At 67.7% G+C, this 21,271-nt stretch carries 15 protein-coding genes and 2 pseudogenes; 13 read left to right on the top strand and 4 right to left on the bottom strand.

All coding sequences use genetic code 11. The annotated features are described in order from the left end of the window. Nucleotides 1-1,517 precede the first annotated feature (1,517 nt). The 9 genes and pseudogenes from AC1DWR_RS19670 to AC1DWR_RS19630 all read left to right on the top strand — a co-directional run bounded on the left by AC1DWR_RS19670 (nucleotide 1,518) and on the right by AC1DWR_RS19630 (nucleotide 12,666). Nucleotides 1,518-2,603, top strand: a complete 1,086-nt coding sequence (locus tag AC1DWR_RS19670) for an IS110 family RNA-guided transposase (protein ID WP_477625024.1) — start codon at nucleotides 1,518-1,520, stop codon at nucleotides 2,601-2,603. 1 nt (nucleotide 2,604) lies between these two features. Then, a pseudogene (locus tag AC1DWR_RS19665) lies at nucleotides 2,605-3,841 on the top strand (IS256 family transposase). Nucleotides 3,842-4,871: 1,030 nt separating this feature from the next. Next, complete coding sequence (locus tag AC1DWR_RS19660; RefSeq protein ID WP_477616114.1) at nucleotides 4,872-5,603, top strand: VIT1/CCC1 transporter family protein; 732 nt, start codon at nucleotides 4,872-4,874, stop codon at nucleotides 5,601-5,603. A 189-nt stretch (nucleotides 5,604-5,792) separates the two neighbouring features. Beyond that, the gene (locus AC1DWR_RS19655) at nucleotides 5,793-7,331 is read left to right on the top strand and encodes an ABC transporter substrate-binding protein (RefSeq protein ID WP_477625023.1); all 1,539 of its coding nucleotides are present in this window, start codon (nucleotides 5,793-5,795) and stop codon (nucleotides 7,329-7,331) included. Nucleotides 7,332-7,438: 107 nt separating this feature from the next. Beyond that, entirely contained in the window at nucleotides 7,439-8,626 is a 1,188-nt protein-coding gene (locus tag AC1DWR_RS19650) for an NAD(P)/FAD-dependent oxidoreductase (RefSeq protein WP_477625022.1), read from the top strand. Nucleotides 8,627-8,928: 302 nt separating this feature from the next. Then, entirely contained in the window at nucleotides 8,929-10,059 is a 1,131-nt protein-coding gene (locus tag AC1DWR_RS19645) for a cation diffusion facilitator family transporter (RefSeq protein ID WP_477625021.1), read from the top strand. A 97-nt stretch (nucleotides 10,060-10,156) separates the two neighbouring features. Next, nucleotides 10,157-10,825: a haloacid dehalogenase type II gene (locus tag AC1DWR_RS19640; protein ID WP_477616119.1), complete on the top strand. Its 669-nt coding sequence runs from the start codon at nucleotides 10,157-10,159 to the stop codon at nucleotides 10,823-10,825. Between the two features lie 90 nt (nucleotides 10,826-10,915). Then, the gene (locus AC1DWR_RS19635; protein WP_477616118.1) at nucleotides 10,916-11,335 is read left to right on the top strand and encodes a hypothetical protein; all 420 of its coding nucleotides are present in this window, start codon (nucleotides 10,916-10,918) and stop codon (nucleotides 11,333-11,335) included. Nucleotides 11,336-11,340: 5 nt separating this feature from the next. Further along, on the top strand, nucleotides 11,341-12,666 hold the full coding sequence (locus tag AC1DWR_RS19630) for an MATE family efflux transporter (protein WP_477616117.1): 1,326 nt from the start codon (nucleotides 11,341-11,343) through the stop codon (nucleotides 12,664-12,666). Between the two features lie 74 nt (nucleotides 12,667-12,740). On the opposite strand, the gene AC1DWR_RS19625 is transcribed toward AC1DWR_RS19630, so the two are convergent. Beyond that, the gene (locus tag AC1DWR_RS19625; RefSeq protein WP_477616123.1) at nucleotides 12,741-13,103 is read right to left on the bottom strand and encodes an ArsR/SmtB family transcription factor; all 363 of its coding nucleotides are present in this window, start codon (nucleotides 13,101-13,103) and stop codon (nucleotides 12,741-12,743) included. A gap of 114 nt (nucleotides 13,104-13,217) precedes the next feature. On the opposite strand from AC1DWR_RS19625, the gene AC1DWR_RS19620 reads away from it, so the two are divergent. Beyond that, nucleotides 13,218-13,895 carry a haloacid dehalogenase type II gene (locus tag AC1DWR_RS19620; RefSeq protein WP_477625020.1) on the top strand — a complete coding sequence of 226 codons (678 nt, stop codon included), beginning with the start codon at nucleotides 13,218-13,220 and terminating at the stop codon, nucleotides 13,893-13,895. Between the two features lie 225 nt (nucleotides 13,896-14,120). Here the strand turns inward: AC1DWR_RS19620 and AC1DWR_RS19615 are convergent, their stop codons facing one another. After that, entirely contained in the window at nucleotides 14,121-15,188 is a 1,068-nt protein-coding gene (locus AC1DWR_RS19615) for a tartrate dehydrogenase (protein WP_477616102.1), read from the bottom strand. 12 nt (nucleotides 15,189-15,200) lie between these two features. Continuing rightward, on the bottom strand, nucleotides 15,201-16,673 hold the full coding sequence (locus AC1DWR_RS19610) for an NAD-dependent succinate-semialdehyde dehydrogenase (protein WP_477616101.1): 1,473 nt from the start codon (nucleotides 16,671-16,673) through the stop codon (nucleotides 15,201-15,203). A 70-nt stretch (nucleotides 16,674-16,743) separates the two neighbouring features. Here AC1DWR_RS19610 and AC1DWR_RS19605 point away from each other — a divergent pair, with 70 nt between their 5' ends. Next, nucleotides 16,744-18,000: an aspartate aminotransferase family protein gene (locus AC1DWR_RS19605; RefSeq protein ID WP_477625019.1), complete on the top strand. Its 1,257-nt coding sequence runs from the start codon at nucleotides 16,744-16,746 to the stop codon at nucleotides 17,998-18,000. 69 nt (nucleotides 18,001-18,069) lie between these two features. Here the strand turns inward: AC1DWR_RS19605 and AC1DWR_RS19600 are convergent, their stop codons facing one another. After that, nucleotides 18,070-19,518 (bottom strand): aldehyde dehydrogenase family protein, encoded by a 1,449-nt coding sequence (locus AC1DWR_RS19600; RefSeq protein ID WP_477616099.1) that lies wholly within the window; start codon nucleotides 19,516-19,518, stop codon nucleotides 18,070-18,072. Nucleotides 19,519-19,678: 160 nt separating this feature from the next. Between AC1DWR_RS19600 and AC1DWR_RS19595 the strand changes: the two genes are divergently transcribed. Then, entirely contained in the window at nucleotides 19,679-20,956 is a 1,278-nt protein-coding gene (locus tag AC1DWR_RS19595; protein ID WP_477616098.1) for an NAD(P)/FAD-dependent oxidoreductase, read from the top strand. Nucleotides 20,957-21,001: 45 nt separating this feature from the next. Next, nucleotides 21,002-21,271, top strand: a pseudogene (locus AC1DWR_RS19590) (ABC transporter permease); the annotation flags it as partial.

Below are 21,271 nucleotides of genomic sequence, written 5' to 3'. Positions count from 1 at the left end.
GTAGTCGCCCATGCACTCGTCGATGCGGTACGCCTTGCAGATCCGCAGATACTCGTCGGCGATCTCGGCCGGGAGCCGGTCACCGAGGACCTGCCGCATCGCGTCGTTGATGGCGAACTTGATCAGCGTTCCGTTCATGTCGAACGTCACGAACCTGGGCTTGGTCTCGAATCCCACGATTCCTCCTGGAGCTGAGTTTCAGAACGGCCCGCTGCCACTCTGGTCGATTGTCGACCATACGTGTATCGTGGTCGACTGTCAACAATCATCAGTTGCCAAGGCCTCGAACCACCGGAGCTTGGCTCTAGGGAACCGTGGTCCTCGGGCGGGCGACGTCGCACCCGAAGGCTGGCTCGACAACCTAAACCGCGACCCCAACTCCCGGGAACTGCGCATGCTCCACCCCTCCGAAGGCCAGCCCGACCTGGTCGGGCAAGGGTCGTGATCGTCGGCGACCAGGTCGAGGTTCGACCCTCGTGCCGTGGGCCCAGTTCGCTTGACGAACAACGGCCAGCTCGCGTGGGACTGTTACCGCTGGGCCCGCAACTACAAGCCGAGGCCACCTAACGGTCAGGTGGGAGCACGCTTCCCAGGTCTGGGTCGAATGATGGCCTGGCCGCAAACGCGCACGATCCTGTGGTCGGCGCGATGAGTCGTGCCATACGCCTCGTCAATCAGAGGTTGGACCTTCACCCACGGTTACCCAGCTACCTTGCGCGGGCTGTGGGCGACAAGGGCCGCGGGCCATAAGGACTCCGCCCTGCGGCTCTAGCTGGTGGCCAGCCCCCAGGATCGAACCGCCGCCTTGAGATCTTCCGATCTTCAGTCGGACGCTTGAAGTCTGCGCGCATGCGGTTCGGCCGATCCGTGCGAACGCACCGGGCCGCCTGCATCTCAGGAGTCAGGGCGGCACGGCGTTCGCGAGTTTGAACAGGGGGTGTACCGGATGGCGGGTACTCCAAGCAGGCAAGTGACCCGAGGTGTCTGCGAAGGAGGGAGGTGTAACCAAATGTATAACCGGGACGCTGCGGGACGGCTTGAGAGGGGGCGTGACAACCGGGATGGGGCATCGAGACTTCGTGCGGTAGGGGAGAGGGCGCGGGACGTGTGAGACGTGGGCGGGGCTGGCTCATAACCTAGTTGAGTCCAGCACAGTGGTGTACGGCGTGGTGACGGCCCGGGCATAGACGCGGGTGCGGTCACCGCGTGATTCTTCGAGAGATCTTCCACAACCCACTCGAAGAGGAGCACTGCGATGACCGCACGACCCAGTATCGACAGTGAGGATGGGTCCCGGCATCCCCGGGTGGGGTCTGACTCAAGTATCGACAGGCGTCAGTGACTGCCTTCGCATGGGATTCGTCGACCCTTCACCGGGGATGCCGCGCACGCGACCGGACGCGCGGTGTGACCTCATAGGAGCTTGAGCAGAAGCCCCCATCACTGTCTTGTCCGCCTCGCCCGGCCGGGCGCGTGCCGTCCTGTTCGTTGGCACTGAAAGGCGGCACAGACACACCATGACCGATCAGCATGTGATCTCGGAAGTCTTCGGCGGGGTGGACACCCACGCCCTCACCCACCACGCGGCAGTGGTCGACGCGCTCGGCCGTGAGCTGGCTGACCGGGAGTTCCCGACGACCCGGGCCGGATATGAGGCGCTGCGCAAGTGGATGGCCTCGTTCGGGGGGCTGGTGGCGGTCGGCGTGGAGGGCACCGGCTCCTACGGTGCCGGACTCAACCGGGTCCTGGCCGGCGCAGGCATCGTCGTGGTCGAGGTGGACCGACCGGAACGCTCCGCACGGCGAGCTCAGGGCAAGTCCGACCCGCTGGACGCCTATTCCGCGGCACGCGCGGCGGCGTCGGGCCGGGCTGACGGAACGCCGAAGTCCCGCGACGGGATCGTCGAGTCGATCCGATGCCTGCGCGTCGCGCAACGCTCGGCGGTCAAGGCAAGAACCCAGTGCATCAACCAGATCCGCGCCCTACTCGTCAACGGTCCCACCGAGCTTCGCGAGCAAATGAGGGCGCTACCGACCGCCAAGATGATCAAGGCCCTCGCCCGGCTGCGGCCCGGAGCAGACCTGTCCGACCCGTCCGCGGGCTGCAAGCACGCGCTCCGGTCGCTGGCACGACGCCACGGCGTCCTGGATGAGGAGATCAAGGAGCTGCACCGCTCATTGACCCAGCTGACCGAGCAGGCTGCTCCGGAACTGCTGGAACGGTTCGGGGTCGGGATCCAAGTGGCCGCGCAGCTGCTGGTCACCGCCGGAGATAACCCGGACCGGCTGCGATCGGAGGCATCCTTCGCCCACCTCACCGGAGTCGCACCAGTGCCGGCGTCCTCAGGCCAACGCCACCGACACCGGCTCAACCGTGGCGGCGACCGGGCAGCCAACAACGCCCTACACACCGTCGCCCTGACCCGGATGAGATACGACGCGCCGACCCGCGCCTACGTCGAGCGGCGCACCGCAGAAGGACTGTCCAAGAAGGACATCATCCGCTGCCTGAAACGAGCCATCGCCCGCGAGATGCACCGGATCCTCACCACGCCAGCAGTGCCAGCAAACCCGCTCGCCGAGCCGACACTCAGCGCCGCTTGACATCCATAGGAGCATCCCTGCCGAGTTCCTGCACGAGCAGCTGGCCCAGGCCAGCCCGGACCTGATGCGTGAGCTGATGCAGGGGTTCGTCAACACGCTGCTGTCGGTGGAGGCCGACAGCGTGTGTGGCGCCGGCTACGGCGAAGTCTCGAGCGAGCGGGTCAACCGCCGCAACGGGTACCGGCACCGCGACCTGGACACCCGGATCGGCACCCTGGATGTGGCGGTGCCCAAGCTGCGGGAGGGTTCGTACTTCCCGGAGTGGCTGCTGCAGCGGCGCCGCCGGGCCGAGGCGGCGCTGACATCGGTGGTGGCGACCTGGTACCTGCTGGGGGTCTCGACCAGGCGGATGGACCGGCTGGTGCAGTCACTCGGGATCACCGGCCTGTCCAGGTCGCAGGTCTCGGTGATGGCCCGTGACCTGGACGCCCTGGTCAAGGACTTCCGGGAACGGCCGTTGGACGCCGGCCCGTACACGTTCGTGGCCGCGGACGCGTTGACGATGAAGGTCCGCGAGGGCGGGCGGGTGGTCAAGGTCGCGGTCATGGTCGCGACCGGTGTCAACGCCGACGGGTACCGCGAGATCCTCGGCGTCGCGACCTCGACCACCGAGTCCGGGCCCGGGTGGAACACCTTCTTCAAGGACCTGGTGGCCCGCGGCCTGTCCGGGGTCGCGCTGGTCACCTCCGATGCGCACACCGGGCTGGTCGAGGCGGTCGGGGCGAACCTGCCCGGCGCGTCCTGGCAACGGTGCCGCACCCATTACACGGCGAACCTGATGACGGTGTGCCCCAAGAGCGCCTGGGGTGGGGTCAAAGCGTTGCTGCACAGCGTGTTCGACCAGATACGCCGACGCCGTGCACACCCAGTACGACCGGCTGCTGGCCCAGGTCGCCCACCAGCTGCCCGAGGTCCACGCCCACCTCGACGCAGCCCGAGAGGAGGTCCTGGCCTTCACCGCCTTCCCGCGGGCGCTGTGGCGACAGATCTGGTCCAACAACCCCAACGAGCGACTCAACCGCGAGATCCGACGCCGCACCGACGTCGTGGGCATCTTCCCCGACCGGCCCTCGATCATCCGCCTGGTCGGCGCCGTGCTCGCCGAACAACACGACGAATGGGCCGACGGACGCCGCTACCTCGGCCTCGAGGTCCTCGCCAAGAGCCGCCTGACCCTGCTCAACACCCCAACCGACAAGGAGACCAACACCGAGATCGTGGGCGCGATCAGCGCCTGAGCACCATCAACGACGAATCACCGTCGTACACCACCCCGCGGGACTTGACCTCATAACCCGGAGGTCGCAGGTTCAAATCCTGCCCCCGCTACCACGAAGTAGCAGGTCAGAGGCCCTTTCCCTTCGGGGAGAGGGCCCCTGGCATTGGGGCGTGTAGCCACATGTGTAGCCAGCCGACCTTGAGACGGTTCCCGACCAATGGGACGCAACGGGACGGCTGGGACGAGGCAGAAACGCATGAGACGCCCGGATGGACCCTTGCGGACAGCATTTGGGGGGTGTCGCCGGGTCGATGTCCCGACGATCGCCAGGCAGCACCTGCCGCAGAGTCGGGAGCCCCGCCCCTTGCCGGCGCCGTGGCGATGTATCTGCCGCCGGCGCACGTTCCGGGCTCTGACCCGTCACGGGCAGCAGGTCGCAGGCAGGTCGAACCGACGCCTACCGATTTTCGGACGGATGCCTTCGCACAGGTCAGTGGCCCTTTCCGTCTGGCGTGCAACCTTTCGTTGCAACATCTCGGCAGTCCGCCATCTACAATTGGGCTCCCTGCCCTGCTCCGCCACTGAGCAAGGCACCGACTTGGGCTGCTGACTGTAATTCCAGCGCGAAAGCTTCGAAGGTTCGAATCCTTCACCTGCCACCCAGTGCGCGAGAGGGTCCCTGACCGGCGGAAACGTAGTCTGGGGCCTCTTTGTCGCCCAATCTCGTGTCCGGCCGACATCGGACCTGACCCGCGTCCTACGGGTGTCTGCGACAAATACGCGACAAAGTTCTGATCTCCCCGAGTCACTCCGGCGCATGGAGAGCGCCCTCGATGCGCCGAGTGCGAACTTCTCTTGGCCGTACACGCACTTGGCGTACACACGGACAAAGAGCGTTGAGACGTGACGGATGCCGCGTGGTCAGCTTCGGACGCGCCGTCGACGTCATGGTGGGTGCCGTCGGCCGCTGCTGCATCCGCGCTGGAGGCGAACTTAGGTAAGGCTATACTGGATTGTCAACAATCAACAGTAAGCCTATGATCGCTCGCATGAGCAGATTGACGAGCGCAGTTCCCACCGGGCCGGCTGAGGTCGGCCACACCCACGCGGACGTCTCCGGAGGTGCCCTACGAGCATCAGTGTTTGGCGCCATGGACGGGCTGGTCACGAACATCGCGCTGGTCGCTGGCGTGGGTGCCGCCGGCGCCAACCCGCACTACATCGTCCTCACGGGCCTCGCCGGCCTGGTCGCCGGCGCCTTCTCGATGGCCTTGGGAGAGTTCACGTCGGTGAGGACCCAGAACGAGCAGGTCGACCGCGAGTGGGCCAAGGAGCGTGCCGAGATAGCCGCGAACGGCCCTGCCGAGGAACGAGAGCTGGTCGAGATGTTCGCCGAGATGGGGATGTCCCATGCCACGGCAGAGGTCGCAGCGCATGAGGTTCACGCCGACCCAGCGCAGGCCGCGCTGCTTCACGTGACACAGGAGCTGGGTCTTGACCCACAGGACAAGCCCTCCCCCCGGGTGGCGGCCGTGTCTTCGTTCTTCACCTTCTCCTCAGGTGCGTTGGTTCCGCTGCTGCCGTTCCTGCTCGGCTTCAGCTCGCTCACTCTGGGCCTGGTCGTGGGCGGTGTCGGACTGCTCGTCGCCGGTGGTCTGGCTGCCCTGGCGACCGGTGTCCCGTGGTGGTTGAGCGCCACCCGGCAGCTGGCCTTCGGTGCGATCGCGGCTGGCGCCACGTACTTGGTGGGTCTGGCCATGGGAGTCGGGGCTGTGGGGTAGGGCTCGACGGGGCCGGCAACGGCCCTGCGTTGCCTCTGTCGAGAGTTGTGCTGCTGTCGCTTGATCGAAGTACCTGTTGGACCAACCGATTCCGAAGATTGTCCGTATGGAGGAGCCTGAGATGCCGTCTGACCGTGTCACATCACTGGTGTGGGGAAAGAGCACGCTTCGCTGCGGGGGGGTGAAGTGATGACTGCTCGGCTTCGTTGGGTCGTTGGTCCGGCGCTCGTTGCGGTGACCGCTGCCGGCTGCGGCATGGGTGGTGGCAATGGGCAGGCTGCCGGTACTGCCGCTGGTGATGGGCGCCTGGTGTACGACGAGTTCGTCGCACCGGTTGCGGCCTGGGCGCTCGAGAGCGACGATGCTCAGATCTTCTCGCGGGCGGGTTGTCCGGAGACGTTGACTCGTAACAATGCAGACGGGACGTCGATCCCGTGGCTGGCTGAGTCCTGGGCCCGGGTCAGCCCGACGGTGTGGAAGTTCACCCTTCGCAAGGGTGTGAAGTTCCAGGACGGGACAGTGTTGGACGCCCAGGCGGTGGCCGGTGCGCTCAACCACCTCCTGCAGGCCAAGGTGCCGGCCCGGTCCTTCAACCCCAAGTCGGTGTCGGCGGTGCAAGCCGTGGATGCCGGGACGGTGCAGATCACGACCCCGGCCCCTGATGTGCTCCTGCCCCTGCGGACGGCCAGCCCCAACACGGCCATCCTTTCGCCCAAGGCGTACCAGGGTGCTCAGCTCAACATCCAGGGTACGTGCACCGGGCCCTTCAAGGTGGTCAAGGAGGTGCCCGGGCAGTCGCTTCAGGTCGTGCGCAACGACGGCTACTGGGGTGGCAAGCCGGCCTTGGCCGGTGCCGAGGTTCGGTTCGTGGCTGCTGGCCCGACCCGGGTGACGCAGGTGCGCACCGGCGAGGCGGACGTCGCCGCGGTCGTCCCGGCGGTGTCGGTGGCGGCGCTGCAGGGCGACTCGAACGTCAAGCTGGAGAAGATCCAGTCCCCGCGTACCGCGGTGATGTTGCTGAACAACTCGCGGGCACCGTTCAACAAGCCGGCGGTGCGCAAGGCGGTCCAGCGGGCCATCGACACCAGCGCGATCGCCAAGAGCATCTACCACGATGTGGCGACCCCGGCCGCCGGCCCGTTCGCGCCTTCCGACCCCTGGGCGGCCCAAGGCGCCCAGCCGATCGCGGCGAACCTGGACGAAGCCAAGAGCATGTTGGCCCAGGCGGGAGTCAAGCCCGGTTCCCTGACCTTCACCCTGGTCGCCTACACCGACCGTCCCGAGTTCGCGGACCTGGCCGCGGTGATCCAGGACCAGCTGTCCAAGATCGGGGTCAAGGTCAAGATCAAGACCGGAAGCAACGCTTCGGTGCAGCCGGACCTGCTGGCCGGCAACTTCGAGGCGGCGCTGTTCTCCCGCGGTTACCTGATCGATGCCGCCGACCCGCTCAGCTACCTGCGTTCGGACTGGAGCTGCAAGGGCACCTTCAACATCGCCCACTACTGCGACCCGCAGACCGACGCCCTGATCGACAAGGCCGCCGGGACCGAGGATGCCAACGCCCGGCACCAGATCGAAGGCCAGATCGCGGCGAAGGTCCAAGAGGACGCAGGCGGCGTGTTCCTGGTGCACGAGTCGCTGGTGACCGCGGTGCGCTCCAAGGTGCAGGGCTTCAAACCAGATCCGCGCAACTTCTTCGTCCTGACCAAGGACCTCACCGTCCGCTGACCCTCGGCTCCCGGGCCGCAAGGCCAGGGCCCCGGAAGCAACGACAGCCCGCCGCGCCCACGGACCACCGGCCCGTGGGCGCGGCGTAACCAGTGAGGACAGCGCCCATGACCGGTCGCCTGAGACGCGTCGTCGTCGTGGGGGCATCGTTGGCCGGGCACCAGGTTGCCACCCGGCTGCGCGGCCTCGGGTACGACGGCGAGCTCACCGTGTTCGGCGCCGAAACCCACCAACCCTATGACCGCTACCCCCTGTCAAAGACGTTCCTCTCCGGGGACGTCGACGAAGGGGGCCTCACCATCGAGCCCGGCCAGCTCGACATCGACTGGCGCCTGGGGCAGTGGGTCACAGGTCTCGACGTGCCGAGCAGATCCATCACCATCGAAGGTGGCCAGCGACTACCGTTCGACGGCTTGGTGGTGGCGACTGGTTCCCGGCCGCGGGTGCCCACAAGCCTGAGCCCTCACGTTGACGGCGTCTTCGTCCTGCGGACGCTCGAGGACGGCGCGGCGCTCAGGGCGGCTCTCGCGGCGCCTCAACGCCGGGTGGTGGTCATCGGGGGAGGGTTGATCGGTGCCGAGGTCGCCTCGCACGCCGCAGCGACCGGCCACGTCACCACCCTGGTGGACAGCTCGCCTCTGCCGACTGCCCGGACGCTCGGTCCGCGTGTCGCGACCCATCTTCGGAGGCTGCACCTGGAGCACGGCGTCACGCTGCTCACGGACTCCCGGCTCACGGCCCTCGACGTGCGCGCGGGAATGCTGTGCGGCGTTCGCCTGGACACCGGGAGTCGGTTGGCTGCTGACGTGGTGGTTCTCGCGACGGGCACCCAACCGAACACCGAGTGGCTCCAAGGCACCGGACTGGACCTCGCGGACGGYCTRCTCTGTCGAGCCACACTGCACGCCGCTGGCTCCGACGTCGTGGTGGGCGTGGGTGACGTCGCCCGCGCCCCGCAACCTCTTCTGGACGGCGAAGCRGTSCGAGTGGAGCACTGGGCCAGCGCKCGACACCAAGCCTCSGTCGCGGCGACCAACCTGCTACTGGGCCCCGCGAAGGGACATGCCCAGACCGAGCCTCCCGTGTTCGGAACCACCATCCACCGCGCCGCCATCCGCGGGATCGGCTTCCCGTCGAGGGGCGAGTCCAGCGAGGTCGTCTGGGGCTCGGTCGAGGCGGGCGAGGCCGTGGTGGCCATGCGTCGTCGAGGCCGTCTCGTCGGTGCGGTCGCGCTCAATGCCGCTGACCGGCTGAAGCTCGTCGACAGCCAGCTACGCGGCCGTGCTCGAGACTGATCCCGGCGCGCCTCTCGGCGAGAGAGGGGGATCGGACCGGTCCGCCGGGGCGACCGGGGCGACGGGGCGGACCCAGAGTGCTGTGCATCCAAGCATCGCCGGTGCGGATCGCTTGCCGATTGTCGACAGTTGCCTTAGTATCTACGCATACGCGCTGATTCGCAGTAGTGTGGACTCCACCGGAGGTCGAGCAGTGGCCTGCCCGTGGGGACCATTCAGATCCATGGCGAACTGAGGCAACATCGGAAATCACACCACCGCAGCGGAACGCGGGAACAAACCAACACAGGGAACGAATGAGCATGGACACCAGTCAGCAGCACCCGCACCCACATCCCCACTCGGAGAGCGCGGAGCACGGGTCAGAGCACGGCCACGACCACGACCACGACACCCAGCACGGCCACGAGGACCTCGGTCACGGTCACGGTCACGGCCATGGGCATGAGCACCGTGATGGGCTGCTGGGGAAGGTCAAGGAGATCTTCGTCCCGCATTCGCATGACAGCGCGGACAAGGTCGACTCGGCGCTGGAGGCGAGCCGGGACGGCATGCGGTGCCTGAAGGTCAGCTTCGCCGGGTTGATCCTGACCGCCCTGATCCAGACCGTCGTCGTGTTCTACACCAACTCGGTGGCCCTCCTGGGTGACACGCTGCACAACTACGCCGATGCCCTGACCGCGGTACCCCTGGCGATCGCCTTCATCGTCGGTCGCCGGATGGCGACCCGCAGCTACACCTACGGCTTCGGGCGAGCCGAGGACCTGGCGGGGATCGTGGTGGTGGCGCTCATTGCAGCGTCCTCGGTCCTCGCGGGCTACGAGGCGGTCATGCGGTTCCTGGACCCGGCCGAGGTGCGGCACTTCGGGGTGCTCGCCGTCGCCGGGATCGTCGGTTTCCTCGGCAACGAGGTGGTGGCGCAGTACCGGATCCGCACCGGCCGCCGGATCGGCTCAGCGGCCCTGGTCGCCGACGGCCTGCACGCCCGCACCGACGGGTTCACCAGCCTCGCCGTGGTGCTCGGCGCCGCGGGCGCCTGGGCCGGGTACCCGATCGCCGACCCGATCATCGGGCTGCTCATCACCGTGGCCATCCTGTTCGTCCTCCGCGACGCGGCGCGCGAGGTGTATCGGCGGCTCATGGACGCGGTCGACCCGCACCTGGTCGACCAGACCGAAAAGGTCATCCGGGCTACCCCTGGCGTGGTCGACGTCACCGACATCCGGCTCCGTTGGCTGGGCCACAGCCTGCGCGCCGAGGCCCGCATCGTCGTGGACTCCAACACCTCGCTGGTCGATGCCCACCACCTGAGCCACCAGGTCGAACACGACCTCGTGCACGGCATACGTCGGCTCACCGCCGCCACCATCCACGCCGAGCCCCTCACCAGCGACTCCGCCGCTGCTCACGACCTGGTCTCCCATCACCAGTAGCCGCCGGCACCGAACCACACCCCTTCTGCACCTCACGACCACGACACGCCACAGAGGCCCACGGCCGACCCCAACCAGTGAAGGAGCCAGTTTTCCGATGATCGAGTTCGAGCCCAGGTACATCACCTTCGACTGCTACGGCACGCTCACCGCATTCGGCATGTCCGCGCTGGCCCGGGAACTGGTCGCCGACCGGGTCCAGGCGGAGCGGATGGAGGACTTCCTCGACGACTTCGAGGCTTACCGCATCGACGAAGTCATGGGCGACTGGAAGCCCTATGAGGGGATCATCGCCAACGCGCTGCGCCGAGCCTGCCAGCGCTGGACCATCGACTACCGCGATACCGACGCCAAGGCCATCTACGAGGCGGTGCCTTCCTGGGGACCCCACTCCGACGTCCCTGAGCCACTGGCCGCGCTGGCGAAGCGCTACCCGCTGGTGATCTTCTCCAACGCCGCCGACGACCAGATCATGCACAACGTGGACCAGCTCGGCGCGCCCTTCCAAGCCGTGTACACCGCCGAGCAGGCCAAAGCCTACAAACCCCGCCTCCGGGCCTTCGAGTACATGCTCGAGCAGCTCGGCTGCGGACCACAGGACATCCTGCACGTCTCCTCCAGCCTGCGGTACGACCTGATCCCTGCCCACGACCTACGGATCACGAACAAGGTCTACGTCAACCGCGGCTACGAGCCCAGTACGCCCTACTACGGCTACCACGAGGTCACCGACATCGGCGGCCTGGCCTCACTGCTCGGAGTCTGAAGACCGGGCTCGGGCGATGCGTAACGCAGTCGCCCGGCAGATCTACACACCCATCGCGCGGCCCCGGCCGCAACTCACGAAAGGAACCACATGAAGCGACGCGACACGTTCATCTTCGTGGCCAAGCCTGGCGCAGGAGACGAAGCCAAGGACTACCTCGCGGACTGGCTCCGGTCCCTCGACGGACACCCCGGATACCTCGGCGGAGCCGTGCTGCAGGAAGTGGCCGGGGAACTCTTGCCCGACACCTTGGTGATGCAGATGGAGTTCGAGTCCACCGAAGCCGCGCGGGCGCTGTGGCCCAAGATCGAGGACTCGGTGAACCCGCTGTACCCAGACGACAAGAGCGACACGTCACCGGACCAAGGCACCGCATTCTTCGCCGGCACCAAGGACGCCGGCACGGACGGCGGAGAAGTGCCGCTGAAGTTCACCCGCGGCAACGGACTGCTCGCGCGAATGCTGCACATCCACGCGGCAATCGCCGAAGAAGTCAGCGCGACAGCCTGACCTCCTTGGCCTCCGCCCTCGCAGCCCGGCTCCTCGCAAGAAGTCAGCACGATCGCGAGATCCTGCGGCTCGCCGTGCCCGCGTTGGGCGCGCTCGTCGTCGAACCGCTCTTCCTGCTGGCGGACAGCGCGATCGTGGGGCGCCTCGGGACCGCCCAGCTCGCAGGGCTGGGCGTGGGGTCTGCGGTGCTGCTCAACGCGGTCTTGCTGTGCGTCTTCCTGACCTACGGGACCACCTCAGTGGTGGCCCGCCGCGCCGGCGCTGGGGACCTGCCAGGCGCCCTGCGGCAGGGGATGGACGGCATCTGGCTGGCTGTCGCAGTGGGTGTCGTGCTGGCGGCCATCGGGGTTCCGCTCACGCCGGTCTTGGTGGACCTCTTCGCCACCTCGGGTCGCGTCACACCATACGCGGAGACCTACCTGCGGATCAGCCTGCTCGGTCTGCCTTCGATGCTTGTCGTCCTTGCGGCCACGGGGGTCATGCGCGGGCTCAAGAACACTCGGGTCCCGATGCTGGTCCTGACCGTGGCGGCAGCGGTCAACGTCATCCTGAACCTCGTCCTCGTCTACCCCGCCGGCCTGGGCGTGGCCGGTTCGGCGCTTGGAACGGTGATCGCGCAAACCGGCGCGGCACTGTGGCTCGGTGCGGTCGTGCTTCGACGCGCCATCGGCCAGAGGGCGCCGCTGCGGCCTGACCGATCCGCGGTCTTGGCCGCGGCGGCAGCCGGCCTCCCCCTGCTGACGCGCACCGTCCTGCTGCGGGTCGTCGTGCTCTGCATGACGTTCGTCGCGGCCGCCCAGGGCGACACCGCTCTTGCCAGCCACCAGATCGCCTTCACGCTCTGGTTCCTCCTGGCGATGCCGGCTGAGGCTTTCGCCACCGCCGGGCAGGCGATGGTCGCTCACGCCCTGGGTGCCTCCGACACCGTCGGCGCACCCGCGGTGGCCCGTCGAGTTGCGGCCTGGGGCTTTGCCAGCGGCCTGCTGTTGTCGGTGCTCCTGCTGGCGTTTCGGCCGGTGTACGTCCCCATCTTCACGCTGGATCCGGCGGTGCGCGACCTCGTTTGGCCGCTGGCGGCCGTTGTCGCGATCACCAACCCGATCGGCTCGTTGCTGTATGTGTTGGATGGTGTGCTGATCGGTGCCGGGGACGTCCGCTACCTGGCATGGAGCATGCTTGTCGCGCTCATGGTGTTCCTGCCGCTGGCTGGCGTCGTCATGGCCACCAAGGGGGGAGTCGTGGCCCTGTGGTGGGTCCTGGGGGCCTGGCTTCTGGCGCGACAGATCACGGTCTACCTGCGCTACCGGTCCAGGGTGTGGCTGAGGACCTGAGAGCCAGATGACGACCGTGGGCTGACACCGATCCGACGGGATCAACTGCTCCATCCGACGTCCGGCCGGCGCGGTCAGCCGGCGGTGTCGCCCAAGGAGCCGTGCCCGACCGGCGCAACGTCGCCCCTGTGGTGTTCCGGGAACCCGCCGCTCGTGTGCTCGGCATGGCGGATGGCGTCGGCGACCAGTTGGTGCACATGCTCGTTCTCGATGCGATAGAAGACCTGGTTGGCCTGACGGCGAGCCCGAACCAGGCGCGCCATACGGAGTTTTGCCAGATGCTGGGACACGCCCGAGGGCGGCTTGCCGACCATCGTGGCCAGCTCGTTGACAGGGCGTTCGCCTGAGAGCAGGGCCCACAGCAGGCGCACCCGAGTGGCGTCCGCGAGCATCCGGAACACCTCGACGGCCAAGGCGACCTGGTCAGGGGGTGGCATCGCCTCTGGTACCCGCACAGTTGGCTGCATACGCGGATACTAACGCTGTCTCAGGCAGAGATTGCTGACTGTAAGTTGTTGACAACAATCCCGAGCGACGGAACGATGGACACCATGACCGAGCCCCAGTTTCGCCCCAAGTACGTGTCGTTCGACTGCTACGGCACGCTGATCAGCTGGCCGATGACGCCCATCACCAAGGAGCTGGTCGGCGACCAGGTCCCCGCGGAGCAGTGGGACCAGTTCGTCGCCGAGTTCCGCGGCTACCGCTACGACGCCGTGCTCGACGCCTACTACCCCTACGAGCGGGTGCTGCAGAGCGCCTTCGACCGGGTCTGCCGCAAGTGGGGGATCGAGTCGGACCCCACCGCGGGCAAGCGCTTCGCCGACGGCGTCCGCAGCTGGGGCCCGCACCCGGACGTGCCCGCGCCGCTGAAGACGATGGGCGAGCACTACAAGCTCGTCATCCTCTCCAACGCCGACGAGTCCTTCCTCAAGGAGAGCGTGCCGCGGCTGGGTGCGGACTTCCACGCCGTGTTCACCGCCGAGCAGGCCGGCTACTACAAGCCGCGGTATGCCGCGTTCGAGTACATGCTCGACCAGCTCGACGCCACCCCGGAGGACTTCGTGCACGTCTCCTCGCACACCCGGTACGACCCGCTGCCCATGCACGACATGGGTTTTCGCAACCTGGTGCTCCTGGACCGCGGCTACGACCCGGTGCCGCCCGGCTACGACCTCACCGTGGTCAAGTCCCTCGACGAGCTCAACACCCTGCTCGGCATCGAGTGACCAACGGCGGCTCCTGACCTCGTCCCGACGTGGAGTGAGCCGCCGTCAGAGACAGGCGAGACGCCCGTCCTCCGAGAGGAGGCGGGCGTCTTGTGCTTGCTGAGGACGCGGGCGTCTCGTGCCGTCGAACCCGGTGGGTGCGTCCTGCAGGACCACACCCACCAGGGCGCGACCCACCAGGGCGCGACCCACCAGGGTCCGACCCACCGGGGCGCGAGGGCTCGTTCAGGACAGCAGGGCCAGGACCGCGTCGGTGACCTGGTCGGTGGTGGCCGTACCGCCGATGTCAGCGGTGCGTGTCGCCGGCGTCCGAAGGGTCTGCTCGATGGCGGCCATGAGCTCCGTCGCGGCGGGTGCTGCTCCGAGGTGCTCGAGCATGAGGACGGTGGACCAGAGCATCCCGATGGGGTTCGCGATCCCCTTCCCGGCGATGTCCGGTGCCGAGCCGTGGATCGGCTCGAACATCGACGGGTAGCGCCGTGTCGGGTCGAGGTTCGCAGACGGCGCGATGCCGATGCTGCCGGTGACGCCGGCGGCCAGGTCGCTGAGGACGTCCCCGAACAGGTTGCTCGCCACGATGACGTCGAAGGACTCCGGGCGGAGCACCAGCTTCGCCGCGAGAGCGTCGATGTGCTCCTCGACCAGGTCGATGCCGGGCTTCAGCTCCGCGCGCTCGCGCACCACCTGGTCCCAGAAGGGCATCGAGTGCACCAGGCCGTTGGACTTGGTCGCGGAGGTCAGGTGACTGCGTCGGCCGGCAGCGAGCGCCAAGGCGTAGTCGGCGATGCGCGTGATTCCACGGCGGGTGAACACCGACTCCTGGACGGCGGTCTCTTCCGGCAGGTCGCGGTTGAACCGACCTCCGAGCTCGCTGTACTCACCTTCGTTGTTCTCGCGGACGATGACGAGGTCGATGGTCCGACTGTCGGCGCCGGCCAAGGGACCGGGCACGCCCTCGAACGAGCGCACCGGGCGCAGGTTGACGTACTGCTGGAAGGCTCGGCGGATCGGGATCAGGAGTCCCCACAGCGACACGTGGTCGGGGACGTCGGGCCGGCCGACCGCCCCGAGGAGCACCGCGTCATACCGCTGCAGCGACTCCAGGCCGTCGGCCGGCATGAGGGCACCTTCGGAGAGGTATCGCTCGCAGGACCAGTCGAACTCGTCGATCACGAGGCCGAGCTCGTGGCGCTGGTCAAGGCTATGCAGGACGCGCCGCGCAGATGCGGCAACCTCCACGCCGATGCCGTCACCAGGGATGAGGGCGATCCGCCGCCCGTGGGGTGTGTCCACAGCCGCCGCCGCTCAGGAGCTCGTCGCCACAGCGACGTACTTGGTCTCCAGGAACTCGTCGATGCCGACCGTCCCGCCTTCACGGCCCAGCCCGGACTGCTTGACGCCACCGAACGGAGCTGCCGGGTTCGAGACGACGCCCTGGTTGAGGCCGACCATGCCGGTCTCCAGTCGCTCGGTCACGCGCAGGGCGCGGTCGAGGTCGCGAGTGAAGACATAGGACACGAGACCGTACTCGGTGTCGTTCGCGGCGGTGATCGCCTCCTCCTCGGTCTCGAAGGTCGCGATCGGGGCCACCGGCCCGAAGATCTCCTCGTGCCGCATCCGCGCGTCGGTCGGTACTCCGGTGAGCACTGTGGGCGGGTAGAAGAACCCATCGCCGTGCGGCACCTCGCCGCCCACGACGACCTCCGCCCCACGCTGGACCGCGTCGTGGACGAGCGCGCTCACCTTGTCGCGGGCCTTGGCGTCGATGAGGGGCCCGACGACGACACCGTCGTCGACGCCACGGCCGAGCGGGAGCCCGCTCATGCGCTCCGCCAGACGCCGGGCAAACTCCTGGGCCAGCGAGGAGTGCACGTAGAAGCGGTTGGCGGCAGTGCAGGCCTCACCGATGTTGCGCATCTTGGCCACCATCGCACCGTCCACCGCAGCCTCGAGGTCGGCGTCCTCGAAGACCAGGAAGGGCGCGTTGCCACCGAGCTCCATCGAGGTGCGCATCACCTGGTCGGCGCACTGCTCGAGCAGCTTGCGCCCCACGCCCGTGGAGCCGGTGAACGAGAGCTTCCTGGCGCGCCCGTCCCGGATCAGCGGCTCCATGACGTCTCCAGCCCGGGTGGTCGTCACCAGGTTGAGCACGCCGTCCGGGAGACCGGCCTCCTGCATGATCTCCGCGAGGGCCAGCATGGACAGGGGGGTCTGCTGAGCCGGCTTGACGACCATCGTGCAGCCGGCAGCCACCGCTGGGCCGATCTTGCGCGTGCCCATCGCCATCGGGAAGTTCCACGGCGTGATCAGCAGGCAGGGACCCACGGGTTGACGCATGACGAGCAGCCGGCTTTTCCCGTCGGGAGCCGACGCGAAGCTTCCCTGGATGCGCACCGCCTCCTCGGCGAACCAACGGAAGAACTCGGCGGCATAGGCGATCTCCCCGCGGGCTTCGGCGAGGGGCTTGCCCATCTCGAGCGTCATCAGGAGTGCCAGCTCCTCCTGCCTCTCCAGCAGGAGCTCGTAGCCACGACGCAGGATGTCGGCCCGCTCTCGAGGCGGGACCGCTGCCCACGACGGCTGGGCCTTCGCCGCCGCGTCGAGGGCGTGCATCGCATCCTCGGGAGAGGCGTCCGCGACGTGCGTCAGGACCTTGCCCGTGGAGGGATCGTGGACGGCGAAGGTGGCGGCGTCCTTCGCCGGCCGCCACGCCCCCCCGATGAAGAGTCCGGTCGGCACCGAGTCGACCACCTTCTGCTCCGCCGTGCTGTCCACCATGAGGCTCCCTTGACCGTGATTGTCTGTGCTTTAATGTCTGTTGTTGACAATCTACCAGAGGAGTGAGCGCATGGCATCCCTGTCTCCGCTACTGAAGCAAGCCACACCTCTTCTCGCTGCCCGCGGCGAGGGTGTGTACCTCTTCGACGAAGCGGACCGGCGTTTCCTCGACTTCACCGCCGGGATCGGCGTGACCAGCACCGGTCACTGCCACCCGCGAGTGGTCGCCGCGGCGCAGGAGCAGGTGGCCACGTTGATCCACGCGCAGTACACGACGGTGATGCACAGGCCGCTGCTCACGCTCACCGAACGGCTCGGAGAGGTGCTCCCTGACCCGCTCGACTCGGTCTTCTTCAGCAACTCGGGCAGCGAGGCGGTCGAGGCGGCGCTGCGGCTCGTCCGGCACGCAACCGGTCGGGCCAACGTCGTGGTCTTCCACGGCTCGTTCCACGGCCGGACCATCGGCGCCGCATCGATGACGACGTCGGGCACGCGCTTTCGCGCCGGGTTCTCCCCGATCATGGGCGGAGTCGTCGTGTCCCCGTTCCCCACGGCCTACCGGTATGGCTGGGACGAACAGACCGCCACAGAGTTCGCCCTGCGGGAGCTCGACTACGTGCTCGCCACCATGACCGCTCCTGCCGAGACAGCCGCCTTCGTGGTGGAGCCCGTCCTTGGCGAGGGGGGCTATATCCCCGCCAACACCGCCTTCATGGCCGGTCTTCGGGAGCGGGCGGACCGCCACGGCATCCTGCTGGTCGTCGACGAGGTGCAGACGGGCTGGGGTCGGACTGGCCGGTTCTGGGGTCATGACCACTTCGACGTCGTGCCCGACGTCATCATCACGGCCAAGGGTCTGGCCAGCGGGTTCCCGTTGTCCGCCATCGCCGCCTCGAGCGAGCTGATGGCCAAGGCGTGGCCGGGTTCCCAAGGCGGCACGTACGGCGGCAACGCGGTGGCCTGTGCCGCCGCGATCGCCACTCTCGACGTCATCGTCGAGGAGAACCTGGTCGAGAATGCGCGCACTGTCGGCGCCGCCCTGGCAGACGGGCTCGCCAAGGTGGCGGCCGACAACCCGGTCATCGGCGACGTGCGTGGTCTCGGCCTGATGCTCGCTTGCGAGTTCGTGACGCCGGGCGGCGGGCCGAACGCTGCGGTGGCGCTCCGGGCCCAGCAGGAGGCTGGGAGGAGGGGGCTGCTGCTCCTGACCTGCGGTCCGTTCGGCAACGTCGTGCGGATGATCCCGGCTCTGGTGGTGACCCAGGAGCACGTCGACGACGCGCTGAAGATCTGGGCCGACTCAGTGGTGGCGGCGCAACAGGACTGACGCCTTCCCAAGACGCCGCAGGCCATGGATCCACCGGATCCATGGCCTGCGTGCCTTGGCGGGGAGCAGCTATGCCGTGCGGTGAACCGCGATGATCTTCGGCTCGGTCATCGCCTCGACGGCGAAGGGGACTCCCTCGCGCCCGACGCCGGAGCGCTTGCCCCCACCGAACGGCATGGCGTCGATGCGGAAGTCGCCGGTGTCGTTGATCATGACGGCACCCACGCGCAGCCGCTCGGCCACGCCGAGAGCAGCATCGATCCCGCTGCTGAACACTCCGGCCTGGAGCGCGTAGTCGCAGCGGTTGACCTCCTCGACGGCGGCTTCCACGCGCTCGAACGGCTCTATGGAGACCACCGGGGCGAAGACCTCCTCGGTGAGCACGCGACAGCTCGACGGCACGTCGGTGAGCACTGTCGGCCAGAAGAAGGTGCCCTCACGCTTGGCGCCGGTGTGCACGGTCGCGCCCGCCTGCACGGCCTCGGCGACCCAGTCTTCCACCCGGCCCGCGGCGGCCTCGTCGATGAGCGGTCCGACATCAGTACCAGCCACGCTCCTGCTGCCGACGACGAGCGCCCTGGTACCCCGCACGACCAGGTCCACCAGCTCGGAGTAACGCGCCGCATCAACGAACACCCGCTGTACGGAGAGGCAGTTCTGCCCCGCGTTTCCGAAGGCCCCGTCGACGATGCCGGCGGCAGCGCGGTCGAGGTCGGCATCGGACAGCACGAGTACTGCTCCGTTGCCACCGAGCTCCATGAGGGTTTTCTTGGCACCAGCAGTGCGGGCTACTGCGTTACCGCTGGTCCAGCCTCCGGTGAAGGACACCATGTCCACCTGGGGATGACCGACCAAGGCGGCGCCCACCTGGACTCCCTTGCCCGGGAGGACGGCGACCCGGCTAGCGGGCACCCCGGCATCGAGGAGCAGCTCGACGAAGGCGAGTGCCGTGAGCGGGGTCTGCTCGGCCGGCTTGAGGACGACACCGTTGCCTCCGATGAGGGCCGGTGCCAGCTTGTGGGCCACCAGGTTGAGGGGGTCGTTGAACGGCGTGATCGCGGCCACCACGCCCACCGGCTCGCGGGTGTACCAGCCGACCCGGTTCTCACCTCGGGGGGTATCGCCGAACGGCAGCGTCCGACCCTCGAGGTGGGAGGCCTGCTCGGCCGAAAGTCGAACGGTCTCGACAGCGCGCTGGACCTCGTTCCCGGCATACCGGACGGTCTTGGACCCCTCCGTGGAGAGGAGGTCGACGAACAGCTGCCGACGTTCCGACAGGAGGGCGGCAGCCAGGTGAAGCGCCTCACGGCGCTGCCACACCGGCCACGCTGGGCCGTGCCGGATGGCGTCGGAGACGCCCCGCACGGCCGCGTCGACGTCATCCGGGGAGCAGTCCGCGACCCGGCCGACCAAGCCGGCAGTCTCGGGGTCCCTCACCTCGAGCTGGGCTCCGGATCGCCAGATACCGCCCCAGAACGCGCCTCCACGGGGTTCCCACCTTGCCAGCCGCTCACGCATGGCCTCAACTGTGAGGCCTCAATCGCAGATCGTCAACTGATGGTTGTTGACAACTTACATGGACAGTGGTTCCGTAGTGAGCGACGGCATCGCGGTTTCCGGTCCTTCCGGATCTTCGCGTCGCCTGGCAACCACGCCGATACCTGTGGAGAGGTCTCCGATGAAGTTCGTTCCCTACTGGCTGGACACCGCTCCGCAAGGACCCGATCGGTCCCGGACCGAGGTGGGTGGTCAGGCGGATGTCGCCGTGGTCGGGGCGGGTCTGACCGGGTTGTCCGCCGCCCTTCACCTTGCTCGAAACGGTGCCACGGTGCAGGTGCTCGAGCGGGAGACCGTGGGCTGGGGGGCCTCGGGTCGCAACGGGGGCATGGCGACTACGGGAATGTCGATCGGGTATGGCGAGGCCGCCGACCGTTATGGTTTCGCGGCCGCGACTGCGTACTTCCAGGCCTATGACGATGCAATCGACACGGTGGAGAAGCTTGTCGGTGAGGAGGGGATCGACTGCGACTTCGCTCGCTCGGGGAAGCTGACGCTGGCGGCGAAGCCGGCGCACTACGAGGGGCTGCGCAAGTCCCAGAACCTGATGGCGGAGCGGCTCGGTCGTGAGACGCACCTGGTGTCGAGGTCACAGCTACATTCGGAGATCGGTTCGGACTTCTACCACGGCGGGTTGGTGGACCCCAAGGGTGCGGGTTTGCATGTAGGCAAGTTCGTCAAGGGGTTGGCCGAGTCGGCTGCCCGGCTCGGCGTGACCATCCACGAGAAGGCGCCGGTGCAGGAGTTCCGTCGACTCGATGGGACGAGGCATGAGCTGGTCACCCCCCGGGGCGTGGTGCGGGCGGACCGGGTCCTGGTGGCGACCAGCGGGTACACAGGTCGGCCGTTCCGGTGGCAGCAGGTCCGCATCGCGCCGGTGGGCAGCTTCATCGTCGTGACCGAGCCCCTGGGCAAGGAGGTCTGCGACGAGCTGATGCCGACCCGGCGGATGGCCTCTGACACCAAGAACCTCCTCTACTACTTCCGGATCACCCCGGACCAGCGGCTGCTTTTCGGAGGCCGAGCCAGGTTCGCGATGTCCAACCCGCAGTCGGACGAGAAGAGTGGCCGGATCCTGCGCGAGGCGATGACCGCCGTCTTCCCGCAGCTCGCCAACGCCAAGGTGGACTACTGCTGGGGTGGGCTCGTCGACATGAGCCTCGACCGGATGGTGCATGCCGGGCAGCAGGACGGACTGTTCTACTCGATGGGCTACTCCGGCCACGGCGTCCAGATGGCGACGCACATGGGCAAGCAGATGGCGGAGTACATGAACGGGGCGCTCGACGCGAACCCGTGGCGTGACCTGTCGTTCACCCGGATCCCGGGGCACTTCGGCCCGCCGTGGTTCCTGCCGTTCGCGGGGGGCTTCTACAAGCTCAAGGACCTGATCAAGTAGCGCAAGGAACCCATTGGCCATGCTCGTTCACGCTTGGAGTCCCGGATGCTGATGTTCCTGGTGCGCAGGACGTTGGTCTTGCTGATCACGTTGGGGGTCGTCTCCGTGCTGGCGTTTCTCATTCCCTATGCCGGGGAAGGGGATCCGGCGCGGAAGATCCTGCAGGCAAGGGTCAGCGACCCGGCGCTCACGCAGGCCCAGGTTGACGCCCTGAGCAGGGAGCTCGGCCTGGACCGGCCGATCCACGAGCAGTACCTGCACTGGTTGGGGCATGCCGTGACCGGTGACTTCGGCTACTCCTACACACTCCTACAC

It is taken from the genome of Pedococcus sp. P2_E2, assembly GCF_056403955.1.
This window is presented reverse-complemented; position numbering and strand designations above follow the sequence as displayed.

Coding starts and splice junctions, on each gene's coding strand:
- AC1DWR_RS19670 (WP_477625024.1), top strand. CDS start 1,518: ATGACCGATCAGCATGTGATCTCGGAAGTCTTCGGCGGGGTGGACACC.
- AC1DWR_RS19660 (WP_477616114.1), top strand. CDS start 4,872: ATGAGCAGATTGACGAGCGCAGTTCCCACCGGGCCGGCTGAGGTCGGC.
- AC1DWR_RS19655 (WP_477625023.1), top strand. CDS start 5,793: ATGACTGCTCGGCTTCGTTGGGTCGTTGGTCCGGCGCTCGTTGCGGTG.
- AC1DWR_RS19645 (WP_477625021.1), top strand. CDS start 8,929: ATGGACACCAGTCAGCAGCACCCGCACCCACATCCCCACTCGGAGAGC.
- AC1DWR_RS19640 (WP_477616119.1), top strand. CDS start 10,157: ATGATCGAGTTCGAGCCCAGGTACATCACCTTCGACTGCTACGGCACG.
- AC1DWR_RS19635 (WP_477616118.1), top strand. CDS start 10,916: ATGAAGCGACGCGACACGTTCATCTTCGTGGCCAAGCCTGGCGCAGGA.
- AC1DWR_RS19625 (WP_477616123.1), bottom strand. CDS start 13,103: ATGCCACCCCCTGACCAGGTCGCCTTGGCCGTCGAGGTGTTCCGGATG.
- AC1DWR_RS19620 (WP_477625020.1), top strand. CDS start 13,218: ATGACCGAGCCCCAGTTTCGCCCCAAGTACGTGTCGTTCGACTGCTAC.
- AC1DWR_RS19610 (WP_477616101.1), bottom strand. CDS start 16,673: ATGGTGGACAGCACGGCGGAGCAGAAGGTGGTCGACTCGGTGCCGACC.
- AC1DWR_RS19605 (WP_477625019.1), top strand. CDS start 16,744: ATGGCATCCCTGTCTCCGCTACTGAAGCAAGCCACACCTCTTCTCGCT.
- AC1DWR_RS19600 (WP_477616099.1), bottom strand. CDS start 19,518: ATGCGTGAGCGGCTGGCAAGGTGGGAACCCCGTGGAGGCGCGTTCTGG.
- AC1DWR_RS19595 (WP_477616098.1), top strand. CDS start 19,679: ATGAAGTTCGTTCCCTACTGGCTGGACACCGCTCCGCAAGGACCCGAT.